17 protein-coding genes are annotated in these 15,253 nt (G+C 66.6%); 6 read left to right on the top strand and 11 right to left on the bottom strand.

Annotated elements, in window-relative coordinates; genetic code table 11:
- The first annotated feature begins 255 nt into the window (after window positions 1-255).
- Both AB0L97_RS27240 and AB0L97_RS27235 read left to right on the top strand, forming a co-directional pair.
- On the top strand, window positions 256-1,119 hold the full coding sequence (locus AB0L97_RS27240; RefSeq protein ID WP_364434760.1) for a hypothetical protein: 864 nt from the start codon (window positions 256-258) through the stop codon (window positions 1,117-1,119).
- A 40-nt stretch (window positions 1,120-1,159) separates the two neighbouring features.
- On the top strand, window positions 1,160-1,594 hold the full coding sequence (locus AB0L97_RS27235) for a hypothetical protein (protein WP_364434757.1): 435 nt from the start codon (window positions 1,160-1,162) through the stop codon (window positions 1,592-1,594).
- Between the two features lie 58 nt (window positions 1,595-1,652).
- Here AB0L97_RS27235 and AB0L97_RS27230 read toward each other — a convergent pair whose 3' ends face one another.
- From AB0L97_RS27230 to hppD, 9 genes are all read right to left on the bottom strand, one after another.
- Window positions 1,653-2,228, bottom strand: a complete 576-nt coding sequence (locus AB0L97_RS27230; protein ID WP_364434754.1) for a Fic family protein — start codon at window positions 2,226-2,228, stop codon at window positions 1,653-1,655.
- Window positions 2,225-2,542, bottom strand: a complete 318-nt coding sequence (locus AB0L97_RS27225) for an antitoxin VbhA family protein (protein ID WP_364434751.1) — start codon at window positions 2,540-2,542, stop codon at window positions 2,225-2,227. The genes AB0L97_RS27230 and AB0L97_RS27225 overlap by 4 nt, the downstream gene beginning before the upstream one ends.
- 129 nt (window positions 2,543-2,671) lie before the next feature.
- Entirely contained in the window at window positions 2,672-3,862 is a 1,191-nt protein-coding gene (gene tuf, locus AB0L97_RS27220; RefSeq protein WP_067809956.1) for an elongation factor Tu, read from the bottom strand.
- Window positions 3,863-3,961: 99 nt separating this feature from the next.
- Window positions 3,962-6,064, bottom strand: a complete 2,103-nt coding sequence (gene fusA, locus AB0L97_RS27215) for an elongation factor G (RefSeq protein WP_355080017.1) — start codon at window positions 6,062-6,064, stop codon at window positions 3,962-3,964.
- A 136-nt stretch (window positions 6,065-6,200) separates the two neighbouring features.
- Window positions 6,201-6,671, bottom strand: a complete 471-nt coding sequence (rpsG, locus tag AB0L97_RS27210; protein ID WP_014353063.1) for a 30S ribosomal protein S7 — start codon at window positions 6,669-6,671, stop codon at window positions 6,201-6,203.
- A gap of 1 nt (window position 6,672) precedes the next feature.
- Complete coding sequence (gene rpsL / locus AB0L97_RS27205; RefSeq protein ID WP_039801925.1) at window positions 6,673-7,047, bottom strand: 30S ribosomal protein S12; 375 nt, start codon at window positions 7,045-7,047, stop codon at window positions 6,673-6,675.
- A 342-nt stretch (window positions 7,048-7,389) separates the two neighbouring features.
- Window positions 7,390-7,947 (bottom strand): DUF3558 domain-containing protein, encoded by a 558-nt coding sequence (locus AB0L97_RS27200; RefSeq protein ID WP_355080019.1) that lies wholly within the window; start codon window positions 7,945-7,947, stop codon window positions 7,390-7,392.
- 10 nt (window positions 7,948-7,957) lie between these two features.
- The gene (locus tag AB0L97_RS27195; RefSeq protein ID WP_364434744.1) at window positions 7,958-8,485 is read right to left on the bottom strand and encodes a DUF3558 domain-containing protein; all 528 of its coding nucleotides are present in this window, start codon (window positions 8,483-8,485) and stop codon (window positions 7,958-7,960) included.
- Between the two features lie 103 nt (window positions 8,486-8,588).
- Window positions 8,589-9,791: a 4-hydroxyphenylpyruvate dioxygenase gene (gene hppD, locus AB0L97_RS27190; protein WP_355080023.1), complete on the bottom strand. Its 1,203-nt coding sequence runs from the start codon at window positions 9,789-9,791 to the stop codon at window positions 8,589-8,591.
- 157 nt (window positions 9,792-9,948) lie between these two features.
- Here hppD and AB0L97_RS27185 point away from each other — a divergent pair, with 157 nt between their 5' ends.
- Window positions 9,949-10,473 (top strand): Lrp/AsnC family transcriptional regulator, encoded by a 525-nt coding sequence (locus AB0L97_RS27185; protein WP_355080025.1) that lies wholly within the window; start codon window positions 9,949-9,951, stop codon window positions 10,471-10,473.
- 10 nt (window positions 10,474-10,483) lie between these two features.
- Here the strand turns inward: AB0L97_RS27185 and AB0L97_RS27180 are convergent, their stop codons facing one another.
- On the bottom strand, window positions 10,484-11,596 hold the full coding sequence (locus tag AB0L97_RS27180) for a winged helix DNA-binding domain-containing protein (RefSeq protein ID WP_364434739.1): 1,113 nt from the start codon (window positions 11,594-11,596) through the stop codon (window positions 10,484-10,486).
- 17 nt (window positions 11,597-11,613) lie between these two features.
- Window positions 11,614-12,588: an NADPH:quinone oxidoreductase family protein gene (locus AB0L97_RS27175; RefSeq protein WP_355080029.1), complete on the bottom strand. Its 975-nt coding sequence runs from the start codon at window positions 12,586-12,588 to the stop codon at window positions 11,614-11,616.
- 146 nt (window positions 12,589-12,734) lie between these two features.
- Between AB0L97_RS27175 and AB0L97_RS27170 the strand changes: the two genes are divergently transcribed.
- The 3 genes from AB0L97_RS27170 (at window position 12,735) to AB0L97_RS27160 (ending at window position 15,205) form a co-directional block, all read left to right on the top strand.
- On the top strand, window positions 12,735-13,067 hold the full coding sequence (locus AB0L97_RS27170; protein WP_364434735.1) for a type VII secretion target: 333 nt from the start codon (window positions 12,735-12,737) through the stop codon (window positions 13,065-13,067).
- Window positions 13,064-14,197, top strand: coding sequence for a transglycosylase SLT domain-containing protein (locus AB0L97_RS27165; RefSeq protein ID WP_355080033.1), 1,134 nt, complete (start codon window positions 13,064-13,066; stop codon window positions 14,195-14,197). Before AB0L97_RS27170 ends, AB0L97_RS27165 begins: the two co-directional genes overlap by 4 nt.
- Window positions 14,198-14,419: 222 nt before the next feature.
- Complete coding sequence (locus AB0L97_RS27160; protein WP_364434730.1) at window positions 14,420-15,205, top strand: acyl-ACP thioesterase domain-containing protein; 786 nt, start codon at window positions 14,420-14,422, stop codon at window positions 15,203-15,205.
- Window positions 15,206-15,253 lie beyond the last annotated feature (48 nt).

The raw sequence follows: 15,253 nt of genomic DNA, 5'->3' as shown, positions 1-15,253 counted from the left end.
CGTCCCACGCAGGGCAGTCGGCCGTCTTCCCCGTGGACGAAGCCTGCCGCCACGAATCAGACCGCCGCGACGCCCCGGGCCGGCGTGGCGAAGCAGACCGGCGCCACGGCTCCGAGTACGCCATGGTCCAGGCCCATCACAGCGCGTCCGCCGAGGGTTTCCGCCCCGGACGCGGGGACACCCGGTTCGCCGCCGCGCGCGCCGGGCCGCCCTCCCGCACGACCGGATCAGAAGGACGAGAAAGCAAACCGGAAAGTGGACGCCTCCGCCGAGTCGGTCGCAGCCCGCCTCGCCCGGGAACTCGCCGACCGCCACGGCGTGCGCGCCTTCGGTTTCGAGACCCCGGGCGTCGCGGTCCAGGTACTGACCGAGATCGTCGCCGCAGTGGACGACGTGCTGCCGCGATACCCGCAAATCGTCCTGCGCGCCATTGGGATCGAAGAACTGGCGAGCGGCGAAGCGACGCGGCTGGAATGGGATTCGGGCGCGACACCTGGCGACTCCGAGAATGCTCCTGATTCACCGGAGAAGCGCTCCTCGGTCGCGTCCGAGGGGGTGCTCACCGCACGCATCGCGCTGGCGGTGGGCGCTGCCACCGACCCGGAGCGTTTACAGCAGACCGTCACCACAGCCGACAACGCGGGCATGCTCGCCCCCGGATGCGCGAGACGGCCCGTGTATTCGTCGATCGTGCGCGAGCTCGGCAGAGCGCTCGACGGAGCAGGCGGCTTTCGCGCTCGCGCCGCCGCACAGCGCGTGCTGGTCAGGGCGTATATGCCGCAACTGAACCCGGAGGACAAGGGCTCGTTGAATCGCACGGTGTCCGGCTTCCAGGAATGGCGGTCGCAGTTGAGCGGCCGCAGCTTCGATTGTGTGAGCGTCCGGCTTGCGAAGGTGAATTTCGTTGAGAGGCAGCGATATTGTGAGCAGCATGCGGTGGATGGTTGCGATGAGCTTGGTGCTGCTGCTGGGCGGCTGCGCGCAGACCACGGCGGGAAGGCCGCAGCCGGTAGCGGGGGCGTCACAGACGGCGTCGTCGCCGCGGGCGACGGCGGCACCGGGGAAGGAAGGGGAACTCAGAGATCGGATCGCTTGGGTTCGGCAAGGTACGCCGGTTGATCTCGCCGACTTCCATTCGGCCCGGATCGAGGGCGGTCCGGTGACCGACCTGCGGGACGATATCGCGTTCGTCAGCCCTACCAGCAAGATCAGTTGCGTCACGGGGACAGCGCTGGGAATGGACGGGTTCGACTGCACGGTCGAACTGAAGGAACCGGTGCCCGCGCCGGGCGAGGGCTACGGCCAATGGTTCGGCGGATACGTGACCTACACGGGGCACCGGTTGACGGTGGGCCAATTCCGCGGCGATCCAGGGCTTTTCATCAACGGTCATGGCCGGACCTTGCCGTACGACAGCACCATCGCCTTCGGCGACTACGCCTGTCGCATCGCGACGACCGGCCTCACCTGCGTGCACCCCGCCCAGGGCACGGGCGTGCAACTGAGCAGCGAGGGCGTCGTCCCGCTCGGCTGCCTGCGCGAACTCCCGCAGACGGAGCGCGAACCGGCCGTCGGCCGCGCTTATGCCTGCTGAATACTCGTTCCCGGGCTCGGATCCCGTGGCCCTCCCACATGACCAAGACCGCCTTCGCTCAGATAGGCCTGAGCAAACAGTCGAGAAGGTCACGGAGCGGATCGTTGTCGCCGCGCAACGATGCGTGCGAAGCCCGTATGTTGTCGTCGCGATCGAGTGAAGACCAGTCGATGACCCATCCCGCCTCATGGCATAGCTGTCGGAAGAAAGCTCGCTGTGTCCTCCCGTTACCCTCACGAAACGGGTGGATCGCGTTGACTTCGGCGAAGTAGTGCGTTAGCCGTTCGACGAACTCAGCACGCGAACATCCCCGCAAATACCGCTCCTTCGCAAGGCCGCCGAACACATCCGCCGAATAAGGCTCGATGTGCTGCGGCAAGCAAAACGGGTCCGACTTTGCGATCCCAACCACCCGGATCTCACCTGCCCAGGAAAATATGTCGCCGAAGATCTCCCGGTGGAACGCCCGAAGGTGATCGAGATCGTAACTGCCGGGTAGAATCCGGGTACCCAGGTCCGCCAGTGCAGCGAGGCTCAAGTCCGCTTCGGCTCGGCGCAACTGCTCAGCGTCGACGATCCCGAGACGGTTGCGCAGCACTCCCGACTCGGGATCTATGTATGGATCCGCCGTCATCGCGGACCATGCAAGCGCCGGACGCGCTCGCGCATCTGGGCTGTGCTGATCTCGCCCTGTGCCCACTGCTGCAGGATCGCGTCCGCATCCGAACTGGGTGATAGCCCCTCGGCTTCGATAGAAGCCGAGGCTTGCCGTACCGATTGAGCACGTTCCGCAGTCAGTTCTTCGAACACTTCGACCGGCACTACCACCGCTTCGGTCTTGCGATGGGAACCGACGCCCACTGGCGTACGGTCACCGCGGCGAAACCGTTCCAGCACTCCGGAGAGCTGCTCACGTGCCTCACGTACCGACAGTGTCTCGATCAACATCTCAATAGTGTACCCGAGTGTGTACACATAAGCTCGCGGGCGCGAGTCTATGCGGATGGCTGGACACCCCATGAAACGCGAACGGCGCCGCCCCTTTCGGAGCGGCGCCGTTCTCAGCGATTCAGCGAATCACTTGATGATCTTCGTGACGCGACCGGCGCCGACGGTGCGGCCACCCTCGCGGATCGCGAAGCGCAGACCCTCGTCCATGGCGACCGGCTGGATCAGCTTGACGGACATCTCGGTGTTGTCACCGGGCATGACCATCTCGGTGCCCTCGGGCAGGGTCACAACGCCCGTCACGTCAGTCGTACGGAAGTAGAACTGCGGACGGTAGTTGTTGAAGAACGGGGTGTGGCGGCCGCCCTCGTCCTTCGACAGGATGTACGCCTGGCCCTCGAACTCGGTGTGCGGGGTGGTGGTGCCCGGCTTCACGACGACCTGGCCGCGCTCCACGTCCTCACGCTTCAGACCACGAACCAGCAGACCGACGTTGTCGCCCGCCTGGCCCTGGTCCAGCAGCTTGCGGAACATCTCGACACCGGTGACGGTGGTCTTGGTGGTCTTCTCGCGGATGCCGACGATCTCGACTTCCTCGTTCACGTTGATCACGCCACGCTCGACACGACCGGTGACCACGGTGCCACGACCGGTGATGGTGAAGACGTCCTCGATCGGCATCAGGAACGGCTTGTCGGTCTCACGAACCGGGTCCGGGATCGACTCGTCGACCGCGGCCATCAGCTCCAGCACCGACTCCGCCCACTTCGGGTCGCCCTCGAGCGCCTTCAGACCGGAGACCCGCACGACCGGCGCGTCCTCGTCGAACTCCTGCGAAGCCAGCAGCTCGCGGACCTCCATCTCGACGAGCTCGAGGATCTCCTCGTCGTCGACCATGTCGGCCTTGTTCAACGCGACCAGGATGTAGGGCACGCCGACCTGGCGGGCGAGCAGCACGTGCTCACGGGTCTGCGGCATCGGGCCGTCGGTGGCGGCGACCACGAGGATGGCACCGTCCATCTGCGCCGCACCGGTGATCATGTTCTTGATGTAGTCGGCGTGACCCGGGGCGTCGACGTGCGCGTAGTGGCGCTTCTCGGTCTGGTACTCGACGTGGGAGATGTTGATCGTGATACCACGAGCCTTCTCCTCGGGCGCCTTGTCGATCTGATCGAACGCGAAGCTCTCGTTCAGATCCGGGTACTTGTCAGCCAGCACCTTCGTGATCGCTGCAGTCAGCGTGGTCTTGCCGTGGTCGACGTGACCGATGGTGCCGATGTTGACGTGCGGCTTCGTCCGCTCGAACTTCGCCTTCGCCACTTCTTTGTCCTCCTGGACTTGTTGGTGCGTGCAATTGCAGCAGTGCGGGGGTCATCCCCGCGGACAACGGGGAAAGGGTTTACAAACGCCCGGGAGCCATTACTCGCCGGTCGCCTTGGCGATGATCTCCTTCGACACGTTGGCCGGAACCTCCGCGTACGAGTCGAACACCATGGAGTAGTTCGCCCGGCCCTGGGTCTTCGACCGCAGGTCACCGATGTAACCGAACATCTCCGAGAGCGGAACCAGCGCCTTGACGACACGGGCACCACTGCGTTCCTCCATGGCCTGGATCTGACCACGGCGGGAGTTCAGGTCGCCGATCACGTCGCCCATGTAGTCCTCGGGCGTCGTGACCTCGACCGCCATCATCGGCTCGAGGATCACCGGACCGGCTTTGCGAGCCGCTTCCTTGAGCGCTTGCGCGCCCGCGATCTTGAACGCCATTTCCGACGAGTCGACGTCGTGGTAGGCGCCGTCGAGCAGCGTGACCTTCAGGTTCACCAGCGGGTAGCCGGCGAGCACACCGTACTGCATGGCGTCCTGGGCACCGGCATCCACCGAAGGGATGTACTCCTTCGGCACGCGGCCACCGGTGACCTTGTTCTCGAACTCGTAGTGCGCGCCGTCCTCGCCGACGAACGGCGCCAGCGCGATGATCACCTTCGCGAACTGGCCGGAACCACCGGTCTGCTTCTTGTGCGTGAACTCGAGCTTCTCGACCGGCTTGGTGATCGTCTCGCGGTAGGCCACCTGCGGCTTACCGACGTTCGCCTCGACCTTGAACTCGCGCTTCATCCGGTCGACCAGGATGTCGAGGTGCAGCTCGCCCATACCGCCGATGACGGTCTGGCCGGTCTCCTGGTCGAGCTTGACCGAGAAGGTCGGGTCCTCTTCGGAGAGACGCTGGATCGCGGTGCCCAGCTTCTCCTGGTCGGACTTGGTCTTCGGCTCGATGGAGACCTCGATGACCGGGTCCGGGAAGGTCATGGACTCGAGCACGATCTGGTTCTGCGGATCGCACAGGGTGTCACCTGTGGTGGTGTCCTTGAGGCCGATGACCGCGTAGATGTGACCGGCCGAGGCCGCGCCGACCGGGTTCTCCTTGTTGGAGTGCATCTGGAACAGCTTGCCCAGACGCTCCTTCTTGCCCTTGGTCGAGTTGATGACCTGGGCGCCGGAGTCGACCTTGCCGGAGTACACGCGGACGTAGGTCAGCTTGCCGAAGAACGGGTGCACCGCGATCTTGAACGCCAGCGCCGCGAACGGCTCGTCGGCGCTCGGCTTGCGGGTGAGCAGTTCCTCTTCCTTGCCGGGCACGTGGCCGGTGGTGGCCTCCACGTCCAGCGGCGAGGGCAGGTAGTCGATGACCGCGTCGAGCATGGGCTGCACGCCCTTGTTCTTGAACGCCGAGCCACACAGCACCGGGTAGAGCTCGGAGGTCACCGTCAGCTTGCGGATGGCGCCCTTGATCTCCTCGATGGTCAGCTCTTCGCCGCCGAAGAACTTCTCCAGCAGCGCCTCGTCCGACTCGGCGACGGTCTCCAGCAGTTCCTGGCGGTACTGCTCGGCCCTCTCCTTCAGCTCGTCCGGGATCTCGACGACCTCGTACTGCTCACCGAGCTTGGTCTCGCCGCGCCAGACCTTGGCGTTGTTCTCGACCAGGTCGACGATGCCCTCGAAGGTGTCCTCCGCGCCGATCGGCAGCTGGATGACCAGCGGCTTCGCGCCGAGGCGGTCCTTGATGGTCTGCACGGTGAAGTAGAAGTCCGCACCGAGCTTGTCCATCTTGTTGACGAAGCAGATCCGCGGCACGTCGTACTTGTCCGCCTGACGCCACACCTGCTCGGACTGCGGCTCGACGCCTTCCTTGCCGTCGAACACCGCGACGGCGCCGTCGAGCACGCGCAGCGACCGCTCCACCTCCACGGTGAAGTCGACGTGCCCGGGGGTGTCGATGATGTTGATCTGGTTGTCGTTCCAGAAGCACGTGGTAGCCGCGGAGGTGATGGTGATACCACGCTCCTGCTCCTGCTCCATCCAGTCCATCGTGGCAGCGCCGTCGTGGACCTCACCGATCTTGTAGGTGATGCCGGTGTAGAAGAGGATGCGTTCAGTTGTGGTCGTCTTGCCCGCATCGATGTGGGCCATGATGCCGATGTTGCGGACCTTGTTCAGGTCGGTGAGCACGTCCTGTGCCACGGAAATCTTCCCCGCTCGTAGCTAGTTGGGATTATCGGGGACGACCCTGTGGTCGCCTCTATGTCAACGCCGGAAGCGGCCGGTGAGTGCCGCCTCCGGCTGTGCCTCCCGACCCAGACGACGGGCCGGGCAGACGTCACCAGCGGTAGTGCGCGAAGGCCCGGTTGGACTCGGCCATCTTGTGGGTGTCCTCACGGCGCTTGACCGAGGCGCCGAGGCCGTTGCTGGCGTCGAGCAGTTCGTTGGCCAGACGCTCGACCATGGTCTTCTCCCGGCGCGCACGCGAGAAGTTGACCAGCCAGCGCAGGGCCAGAGTGTTGGCGCGGCCCGGACGGACCTCGACCGGCACCTGGTAGGTGGCGCCACCGACGCGGCGGGGCTTCACCTCCAGCGACGGCTTCACGTTGTCCAGCGCGCGCTTGAGGGTGACGACCGGATCGGTGCCGGTCTTCTCGCGCGCCTGCTCCAGCGCACCGTAGACGATGCGCTCGGCGGTGGACTTCTTGCCGTCCAGCAGGATCTTGTTGACCAGCTGAGTGACCAGCGGCGAACCGTAGACCGGGTCGTTGATCAGCGGACGCTTGGGTGCGGGGCCCTTGCGTGGCATATCAGCTCTTCTCCTTCTTGGCGCCGTAGCGGCTGCGGGCCTGCTTGCGGTTCTTCACACCCTGGGTGTCGAGCGAGCCGCGAATGATCTTGTAACGAACACCGGGGAGGTCCTTCACACGACCGCCGCGCACGAGCACCATCGAGTGCTCCTGCAGGTTGTGTCCCTCGCCCGGGATGTAGGCCGTGACCTCGACCGAGCTGGTCAGGCGAACACGCGCGACCTTGCGCAGCGCGGAGTTCGGCTTCTTCGGGGTCGTGGTGTACACGCGGGTGCACACGCCACGACGCTGCGGGCTCCCCTTCAGGGCCGCGGTCTTCGTCTTGGCGACCTTGTCGCGGCGACCCTTGCGGACCAGCTGGTTGATGGTTGGCATAGACCGGCTTTCCTTATTAGTTAACGCGGTGTGTGGACTTGGTGTCTGTTTTAAGTTCGCGGCGTTCCCGGGGCCCTTCGTGGAGACAAGCTTCCACTTCGAGGCCCGTCGTTCACGCCGCTGTCATCGAGCTTTCACTCGCACGTCCGGCCACGTTTCTCGCGTCCCGAGGTCGGGCGTGTCGCGCGCGGCGCGGAGCCCTTATTCCGGGCACGCTGGATTCGTCGGCCGCTCTCGCTGGCCTACGGTCACGCACGAACTTGCCCGCATGCTTCCGGGCACAGCGGTCCACGATACCCGTGGCCGGGACACAGGGTCAAAGTGGGTCGGTTCGAAGATCGTCTACCTGGCCAGGTTCAAGGTCATTTCCATCAGCTTCTTGGCCGCGTCGCACGGGTCGGGATGCGCCGAGCCGGGGCGGTAGTTGATCCACCAGCCGATCACGCCGTTGTCCGGCGCACTCGCCGTCACGCCGCAGGAATCAGGGTCCTTCGGCCTGCGTATCTGCAATGCCAGCGAACTCTGAATGGTGATGTTGGTGGTCTCGTAGCCGAGCTTGTTGTTCGTCTGTTTCTCGTTGCTCAGCGTCCCGTTCTCGTACCAGTTGAGCGTGGCCATCCCGTTGCCGCCGGGCGCGCCGATCAGATCCCACATGCACACCGCGCCGAAGAACGACTCGCTGACCGTGACACCCTCGCCGACGGCCTTGCCGATCTGCTCCTCGGACAGGATCATGCATTCGCGCAGCAACTTGTCCAGCCTGGTGTTGACCGGCTGGCTTCCGCCCACCGGCTGCGGCGAACCGGGCACCACCTGACTACAGCCGCCCACGGACAGCGCCACCGCTACCGCCGCGGCGGCCACCGCGCCTCGCCCGCGCAGGACTCGTCGCACGTTCATGCCCTCCCCCTCACTGCATCCGCTGCAGAGTCAGCTCGGCGAGAGCACGGCTGCGGTCGCACGGGTTGCCGGAGCCCGTGCTGAAATTTCCGATGTTCGTCGACCATTCGAAGAAGTCGTCACCGAGTTGCACGGCGAGGTCGCAGATCTGTCCACTCGGATCCAAGGCGGCGAAACCCTCGCGCCCACCGACCTTTATCGGATCGGGGGCTCGGCCGTTCACGGTCACCCACGCCCGCTCACGCTCGATCGGACTCCCTCGATAGGAAGCGAAAGTGATACTGGCAGAACCGATGCCGGCCGACTGCCAATTGCAGCCGACGGCATTGCGGAAGACGCCGGAGATCCGGCCGAGCCCGCCAAGAGCGCGCACCTCGTCGTCGGTCACGTGCCCACACTCCCCGACGAACGGACCCATGGCCACCACTTTGGGCGCAGGCCGCGACGGACCGGGGTCCTCGGAGTCTCCGCTCGAACCGCAACCCGCCAGTGCGAGCACCAAGGCTGCCGCGGTCACGACCGCCGACTTGATCCGCATGGCAAGAACTCTACCGATTGCGCTCCGGGCGGACCGTCCGGCGAACACGGCCGGGCAGCGCTGCCCGCGACAGCCGGGCCGGCCATAGCTGCGCGAGCTCCGATTAAAGATTGCCCCGGGCTTGCTGTTCGCGTTCGATCGCCTCGAACAGAGCTTTGAAGTTCCCCTTGCCGAAACCGAGGGAGCCATGGCGTTCGATGAGTTCGAAGAAGACCGTGGGGCGGTCGGTGAGCGGTCTGGTGAAGATCTGCAGCAAGTAGCCGTCCTCGTCACGGTCGACGAGGATGCCGCGCCGCTGGAGTTCTTCGACCGGGACACGGACCCGGCCGATGCGGGCGCGCAATTCGGGATCCTCGTAGTAGGCCGTCGGCGTCTCCAGGAACTCGACACCCTCCCTGCGCAAAACGTCCACGCAACCGAGGATGTCGCCGGTGGCGAGCGCGATGTGCTGGACACCGGGGCCGCGGTAGAACTCCAGGTACTCATCGATCTGGGAGCGTTTCTTGCCGACGGCGGGCTCGTTGAGCGGGAACTTCACCCGATGGTTGCCGTTGGCGACGACCTTGCTCATCAGCGCCGAGTACTCGGTGGCGATGTCGTCGCCGACGAACTCGGCCATGTTGGTGAAACCCATGACGCGCCGATAGAACTCGACCCACTCGTCCATCCGCCCGAGTTCCACGTTGCCCACGACGTGATCGATCGCCTGGAACAACCGGTTGGGCGCGCCGTCGCGCCGCTGGTAGTTGGAGCGGCGGGCGACATAGCCGGGCAGGTAGGGCCCGAAATAGCCGGAACGGTCGACGAGGGTGTGCCTGGTGTCGCCGTAGGTAGCCAGCGCGGCCGAGCGGACCGTGCCGAAGTCGTCGGTCTCGTCGTGCGGTTCGACCAGGACGGTGGCGCCGTGGGTGCGCGCCCACGCCACACAGCGGTCGACGTCGGGCACTTCGAGCGCGATGTCCACCACGCCGTCGCCGTGTCGATTGTGATGGGCGGCCAGCGGACTGTCCGGGTGCACCGCTCCGGTGATCACGAAACGCGCCGCACCGCTACGCAGCACGAATGCCTTGTGGTCGCGATTGCCGGTCTCCGGACCGGAGTACGCCTCCAACCGCATGCCGAAGGCGGATTCCAGGAAGTGCGCGGTCTGGGTGGCGTTGCCCACCGCCCAGACCAGAGCGTCCCACCCGATGACCGGGAACGGGTCACCGCTGTTGTCGTGGTCCACCAGCCCCACGAGCGTGCGCAGCTCGCCGTCGCTGGGAACGGCGCCGGACCGGGTGTCCGGCAGGTGCTCGATGGTCATGTTCCAAGGAAATCGCCGGTTCCGTCGGCTAGGCAACAGCGCCGATTCCCGGTAGTCAGTGTGGCGAATTCGGCTAGGAAGTGGCGGGCCATGCTGGACAATTTGAATAGCATGAGCGGGCCGGGCAGCGAGCCCGGTGCGGCGAACGGAGGCCGGCATGGCGCGCACATCGGCGAAGCTCGACGAACTCGATCTCGCCATCCTGTCCGCGATGCACGAGTACCAGAAGGCGGGCATTCTCGAACTGTCCCGGCGGACCAGAGTGGCAAGGGCCACCGTGCAGTCCCGGATCGCGCGCATGGAGGAGTCCGGCGTGATCGCCTCCTACGACCCGCAGATCGATGTCACCGCCGCGGGGTTCGACGTGCAGGCCTTCGTCACGCTGGAGATAGCCCAGGGTGCGCTGGACGCGGTGGCCTCCGAGCTCGACGCCATCCCCGGCGTGCTGGAGGCCTACGCCACGACCGGCACCGGCGACGTGCTGTGCCGGATCGGGGCCGACTCGCACGCGGGGTTGCAGGCCGTGCTGCTGAGCATCGACCGGACCTCTTCGGTGGTGCGCTCGCACAGCGTCATCGTTCTTTCCACCGTGGTGTCCCGCCGGGCGCTGCCCCTGTTGCGCACGTTGAGCCCGACCGGGACGACCAAAGCGCCCGCCTACCGACCAGCCCGCGAGCAGTGAGCGACCCCGGTCAGGGGCGCAGGCCGGCGTGCACGTCGAGGATTTCCACGCTGCCCTGCTTGTCCGCCTCCAAGAAGGCGAGCAGAGCATGCGCCTCCGCCTCGACATCCGCGCGCTCCGCCCCGGTCCAGTTCCGGGTCGGACTGATGCGGAGCCGGGCGGTTCCCGCGTTCGTGAAGATCTTGTACATGCCCGCGAGAAAGCCGTCGACCAGCACCGGCGAGACCTGAGCCGCGAAGGCGCGCAGCGGAGGGGCCGCGCCGTCGGGCACGATGCGGGTCCGATCCTGGTGCGACAGCAAGGCGTTGTCGTACCAGCCGAGCAGCCGCACCGGGGCGGGAATGTCCGGATCGGCAAGTTCACCGTCGGCGATGTCGTAGAGCGTCCGACCGCGCTCGTCGGTGTAGGTGCGCACCCGGTCGCCCAGTTCCGCGACGGCCTGCTTCATGCCGAGCAACTTCGACCAGGTCTGCATGTCCATGGTGCTCGCAGGCCCGAAAGCACGTAGATAGCGGAAGATCAACTCCGCCAAGGGATACGAGGGGTCCAGCGGCGCACCCAACCAAGGCTCGACCCGCGACCAGATCGGCCTGCTGTTGTCCTTCCACTTGCCGCGCGGCGGGGTCTGCAACACCGGGAGCTGGTACAGCCAGGTCTGCAGCACCGCGCCAGGGTCGCGGTCGGGGTACAACTCCGCGGCGCGGGCGCGCAGGTCCGCCGCGGACGTCGGCTCGTCGGCGAGCGCGGCTTCGCCGTGCCCGCGCACCTCCTCCGGATCCAGTCCGACCATGGCGCCGTAGTTGAAACCATTCCGGAACGGCACCTTCTCCAGTTCCGGCTGTATGTGCGGCGCGATCCGCACCGCGTCGGGCGGCGTGACCAGGTGAATGGTGCCGCGCATCAGGGTGATCCGAACCAACGACCGGTCCTCCAGCGCATCCGAGACCGTCGCCGGATCGAAATCCGCTACGCGGCTCCACAATGCGACGAACGGCGGCAGCGAATCCTGCGCCTGCAACCCGACGAGATGGTCGCACATCTCGTGCACCGTCAACCGCGAGCGCTCGAGTAGATGCTGGCGAGCCAGCAGGGTCCGGTTCAGTACCCGGTTGGACAGCTTCATGACGCGGCCGGAATGCCTCAGCGCAGGGTGACCACGACCTTGCCGGTGGCCGTCCGGTTGTCCAGCGAGGCGACCGCCTCCGCGGCCTTGTCCAGCGGGTACAGCACCGGCTCCGGCGGGGCGATCTTGCCGGAGGCCAGCAGCGGTTCCACCTCGGCCCACTGCTCCTGCAGATAGCCCGGATGCGACATCACCCACTCGCCCCACGCCGCGCCGGTCACCTCCACGTTCTTCAGCAGCAGCCGGTTGACCTTGACGGTCGGGATCTCCCCCGCGGTGAAGCCGACTACCAGCAACCGGCCCGCCGAGCCGAGCGACCGAACGCTGTCGGTGAAGCGGTCGCCGCCGACCGGGTCGAGCACGATGTCGACGCCGCGGCCGCCGGTCAGTTCCTTCACCGCCGCCAGCCAGCCGTCGGTCAGCACCACGTCGGTGGCCCCGTTGGCGCGCGCGACCTCGGCCTTCGCCTCGGTGCTCACCACGGCGATCACCCGGCCCGCCCCGAGCGCCGCCGCCATGCGCAGCGTCGAGGTGCCGATGCCGCCCGCGGCGCCGTGCACGAGCACCGTCTCACCTTCCGCCAGCCTGCCCCGGGTACGCAGGCAGAAGTGCACGGTGAGGTCGTTGAACAGAATGCCCGCGCCCGCCTCCAGCGAGACGTTGTCGGGGAGCCGGAACACCATCTGCGCGGGCGCGACGGCCGTCTCGGCCAGCGCGTTGCCCAGCATGGTCAGCGCGATCACCCGGTCACCCGGTCGCACGTGCGCGTCCTCGGGCGCTTCCCGGACGATGCCCGCGACCTCGCCGCCCACGACGAACGGCAGTTCGGGTTTCATCTGGTAGAGGCCGCGCGTCATCAGCACGTCCGGGAAGGCCACACCGGCCGCGTGCACGTCGATCACGACCCCGCCCGGGAAAGCCGCGGGCTCCGGAATATCCACGATCCGGATCGCTTCCGGGCCTTCCAGCTTGCTGACCTGGGCTGCGCGCATGTGCCGACCTCTCTGTCCTCGCACCGGCCTGATCCGCGGCCGGCGCCACACCGACAACATAACCGGCGCGGTCCGACGACGCCCGTCCGGACGCCCGATTTTGCTATGCTGGCCGCGACCTCGCGGTCGGGAGGGAAGGGGGATTCATGGTCGAGCAAAACCAATCGCAACCTGCGACGACGATGCAAGTCGATCCGGCGGCGCTGCGCTCGTTCGCGCAGACTCTCCGTACGGAGGCCACCTCGGTCGCCGACCTCGGCGGCGGCGAGAGTCTCGGTGCCGTCGTCGGGGCGCTGCCAGGCACCGAGTTCGGCCCTGCGGCCCAGCGCGCGAACGACGCCGCGCACCGCTGCCTGGAGCGGATCGGCTCGCGGCTCAGCACGGTCGCCGACAACCTGCACAACGCGGCGGGAAAGTACGAGCTGGTCGAGGACGACTTCGCGGCGAAACTTCGCACCATAGGACTCCAGGTGCCATGACGCTCAGCATCCCAGACGTCGAGAACTGGCGGCCGGAGCAGCTCACGGCGGCGGGCGCGCTCGCCGAACGGATGTCGCAGGGCCTGGACACCGCGGTCGGCAAGGGCGCGGACGACACGAAAGCACTCGCCGACGCCGAGCAGTGGTCCGGTTCCGCTGGCAACGCCGCGAACGCCAGGATGCAGACCGAGAAGACCCGCGCTTCCGCGGTGAGCGCCGCCCTGCTCGAGCTGAAGACGGCGCTCACCACCCAGGTGCAGAACCTCGCCGAAGCGAAAGCCAAGGTATTGAGCCTGCGCGACGACGCGCTGAACCAGACGCCGCCGTTCGACGTAGCGCCCAACGGCACCGTGGACGCCAAGACGCGCATCGACTATCTGCGCTCGCACGCGGACAAAGCCGACGTCGAAGGGCTCGTCTTCCAGGAAGCACTACAGGCGGCCTCGCGGACGTGGGAGCTGACCAACGCCCTGAAGACCGCCGATGACGTGGCGAACCAAGCGAAGACGCAGGTCGAGAGCGCGGCCGGGAAACTGGAGGCGGCGTTCGCCGGGCTCGGCGAGCCCAGCGCGAACGTGCCCGCGGCCCCCACCACGCCCGCCGCCACCGCACCGGCCGCCGCATCGGGGACCCCCGTCGCCGCACCGTCGTCGCACCAATCGAGCCAGCTGACGTCCGGGCACCACAACTCCGGGTCGCCGCACGGCACCTCGTCGAGCACGCCGTATCACGGTGGTACGAGTTCGTCCGCGCCGTCGGGGCCCATGCCGACCGGTGACGTCGCGCAGTGGATCGCCGAGGCGAAGCAGAAGCTCATCGCGATGGGGTACGACCCAGCGCAGATCGATGAGCGGGCCATCGCGCTGATCATCGAGCACGAATCCGCGGGCAATCCATACGCGGAGAACCGCTGGGACAGCAACTGGGTGGCCGGGCATCCGTCGAAGGGTCTGATGCAGACCATCGACAGCACGTTCAACGCGTACAAGGCGCCGGGCCACGACGACGTCTGGAACCCGGTCGACAACATCATCGCCGGCGTGCGGTACTCGATCGACCGCTATGGTTCGCTCGGCAACGTCCCGGGTGTCGCTGCCGTGAACTCGGGCGGCGCGTACCAGGGGTACTGACCCCGCGCACGGCCATGCTTCAGGCCCGCCGAGCCGCCGCGACCGTGCGTCGGATTCTCTCGCGCGCGCAAGACCCCGTTTTTGCTGGCCCAGATCCCCGCAGACGGACTATTAAGGAGGTACGGACGGCTCGACGCGAGGGTGTGACGTACGCCCCGTAAAGTCGTCACAACAGCACCGCACGAAGAAAACGCGGCACACCGTGCAGCGCGAGGAGCACAAGTGTCACTCGATCAGCCACTCGCCCCGCTTCCCGAGGAGGGCATGGGCTTTGCTTCGGCGTGGCCCATCCGGGCTGGCGATGTGGATCCCTACGACCGGTTGCGGTTCGACGCCGTCGCCCGCTACCTGCAAGATATCGCCTGGGAAAACCTGCACAGCACGTTCTTCCACCGGTCGGACCCGAACTGGATCGTCCGGCGCACCGTCATCGACGTCATCCGGCCGATCCTGTGGCCGGACGACGTGCAGCTGCTGCGGTGGTGCTCGGCGATGTCCACCCGGTGGACCAATATGCGTGTGCGGATCACCAGCGGCAACGGCGGATTGATCGAGACCGAGGGCTTCTGGATCAATATCAGCGAGTCCACCGGCATGCCCGCGCGGATCAGCGACGAGGGCCTCGCCTACCTCGCCCGCACGTCCACCGAACACCGCCTGCGGTGGCGGCCCTACCTGACCGACGCCACACCGCCGGAGTCGGACACCGACTTACCGTTCCCGGTGCGGGCCACCGATATCGACCAGTACAACCACGTCAACAACGCCTGTTACTGGCAAGCGGTGGAACAGTTCCTGGTCGAATATCCCAAACTGCTCGCGGGTCCACACCGCGCGGTGATCGAATACGTGGCGCCGGTGCTGGCACGCCAGCACGTGAGCGTGCGCAGCCGGTACGAACCCGGGGATCGGACCGGCCAGCCGGTGTTGCGGCTGTGGTTCGTGGTCGGCGGGACCACCACGACCGTGGTCCGCATCATGCCCATTCCCGCCACTCCGAGTATTTAGGCCGTACCAGTCGGGTGGCGCGGGATTTGCGTTCAGGTCCTGCGTCGA

This window comes from Nocardia sp. NPDC051911, assembly GCF_040681035.1.
In the GTDB taxonomy this organism is placed as follows: domain Bacteria; phylum Actinomycetota; class Actinomycetes; order Mycobacteriales; family Mycobacteriaceae; genus Nocardia; species Nocardia sichangensis.
The sequence above is the reverse complement of the archived record's forward strand: the minus strand, read 5'-3'. Positions and strand labels throughout refer to the sequence as shown.

What these genes read in the sequence shown, in the direction of transcription:
- AB0L97_RS27230 (WP_364434754.1), bottom strand. Translation starts at nt 2,228, where the DNA reads ATGACGGCGGATCCATACATAGATCCCGAGTCGGGAGTGCTGCGCAAC.
- AB0L97_RS27225 (WP_364434751.1), bottom strand. Translation starts at nt 2,542, where the DNA reads ATGTTGATCGAGACACTGTCGGTACGTGAGGCACGTGAGCAGCTCTCC.
- rpsG (WP_014353063.1), bottom strand. Translation starts at nt 6,671, where the DNA reads ATGCCACGCAAGGGCCCCGCACCCAAGCGTCCGCTGATCAACGACCCG.
- rpsL (WP_039801925.1), bottom strand. Translation starts at nt 7,047, where the DNA reads ATGCCAACCATCAACCAGCTGGTCCGCAAGGGTCGCCGCGACAAGGTC.
- AB0L97_RS27200 (WP_355080019.1), bottom strand. Translation starts at nt 7,947, where the DNA reads ATGAACGTGCGACGAGTCCTGCGCGGGCGAGGCGCGGTGGCCGCCGCG.
- AB0L97_RS27195 (WP_364434744.1), bottom strand. Translation starts at nt 8,485, where the DNA reads ATGCGGATCAAGTCGGCGGTCGTGACCGCGGCAGCCTTGGTGCTCGCA.
- hppD (WP_355080023.1), bottom strand. Translation starts at nt 9,791, where the DNA reads ATGACCATCGAGCACCTGCCGGACACCCGGTCCGGCGCCGTTCCCAGC.
- AB0L97_RS27185 (WP_355080025.1), top strand. Translation starts at nt 9,949, where the DNA reads ATGGCGCGCACATCGGCGAAGCTCGACGAACTCGATCTCGCCATCCTG.
- AB0L97_RS27180 (WP_364434739.1), bottom strand. Translation starts at nt 11,596, where the DNA reads ATGAAGCTGTCCAACCGGGTACTGAACCGGACCCTGCTGGCTCGCCAG.
- AB0L97_RS27175 (WP_355080029.1), bottom strand. Translation starts at nt 12,588, where the DNA reads ATGCGCGCAGCCCAGGTCAGCAAGCTGGAAGGCCCGGAAGCGATCCGG.
- AB0L97_RS27170 (WP_364434735.1), top strand. Translation starts at nt 12,735, where the DNA reads ATGGTCGAGCAAAACCAATCGCAACCTGCGACGACGATGCAAGTCGAT.
- AB0L97_RS27165 (WP_355080033.1), top strand. Translation starts at nt 13,064, where the DNA reads ATGACGCTCAGCATCCCAGACGTCGAGAACTGGCGGCCGGAGCAGCTC.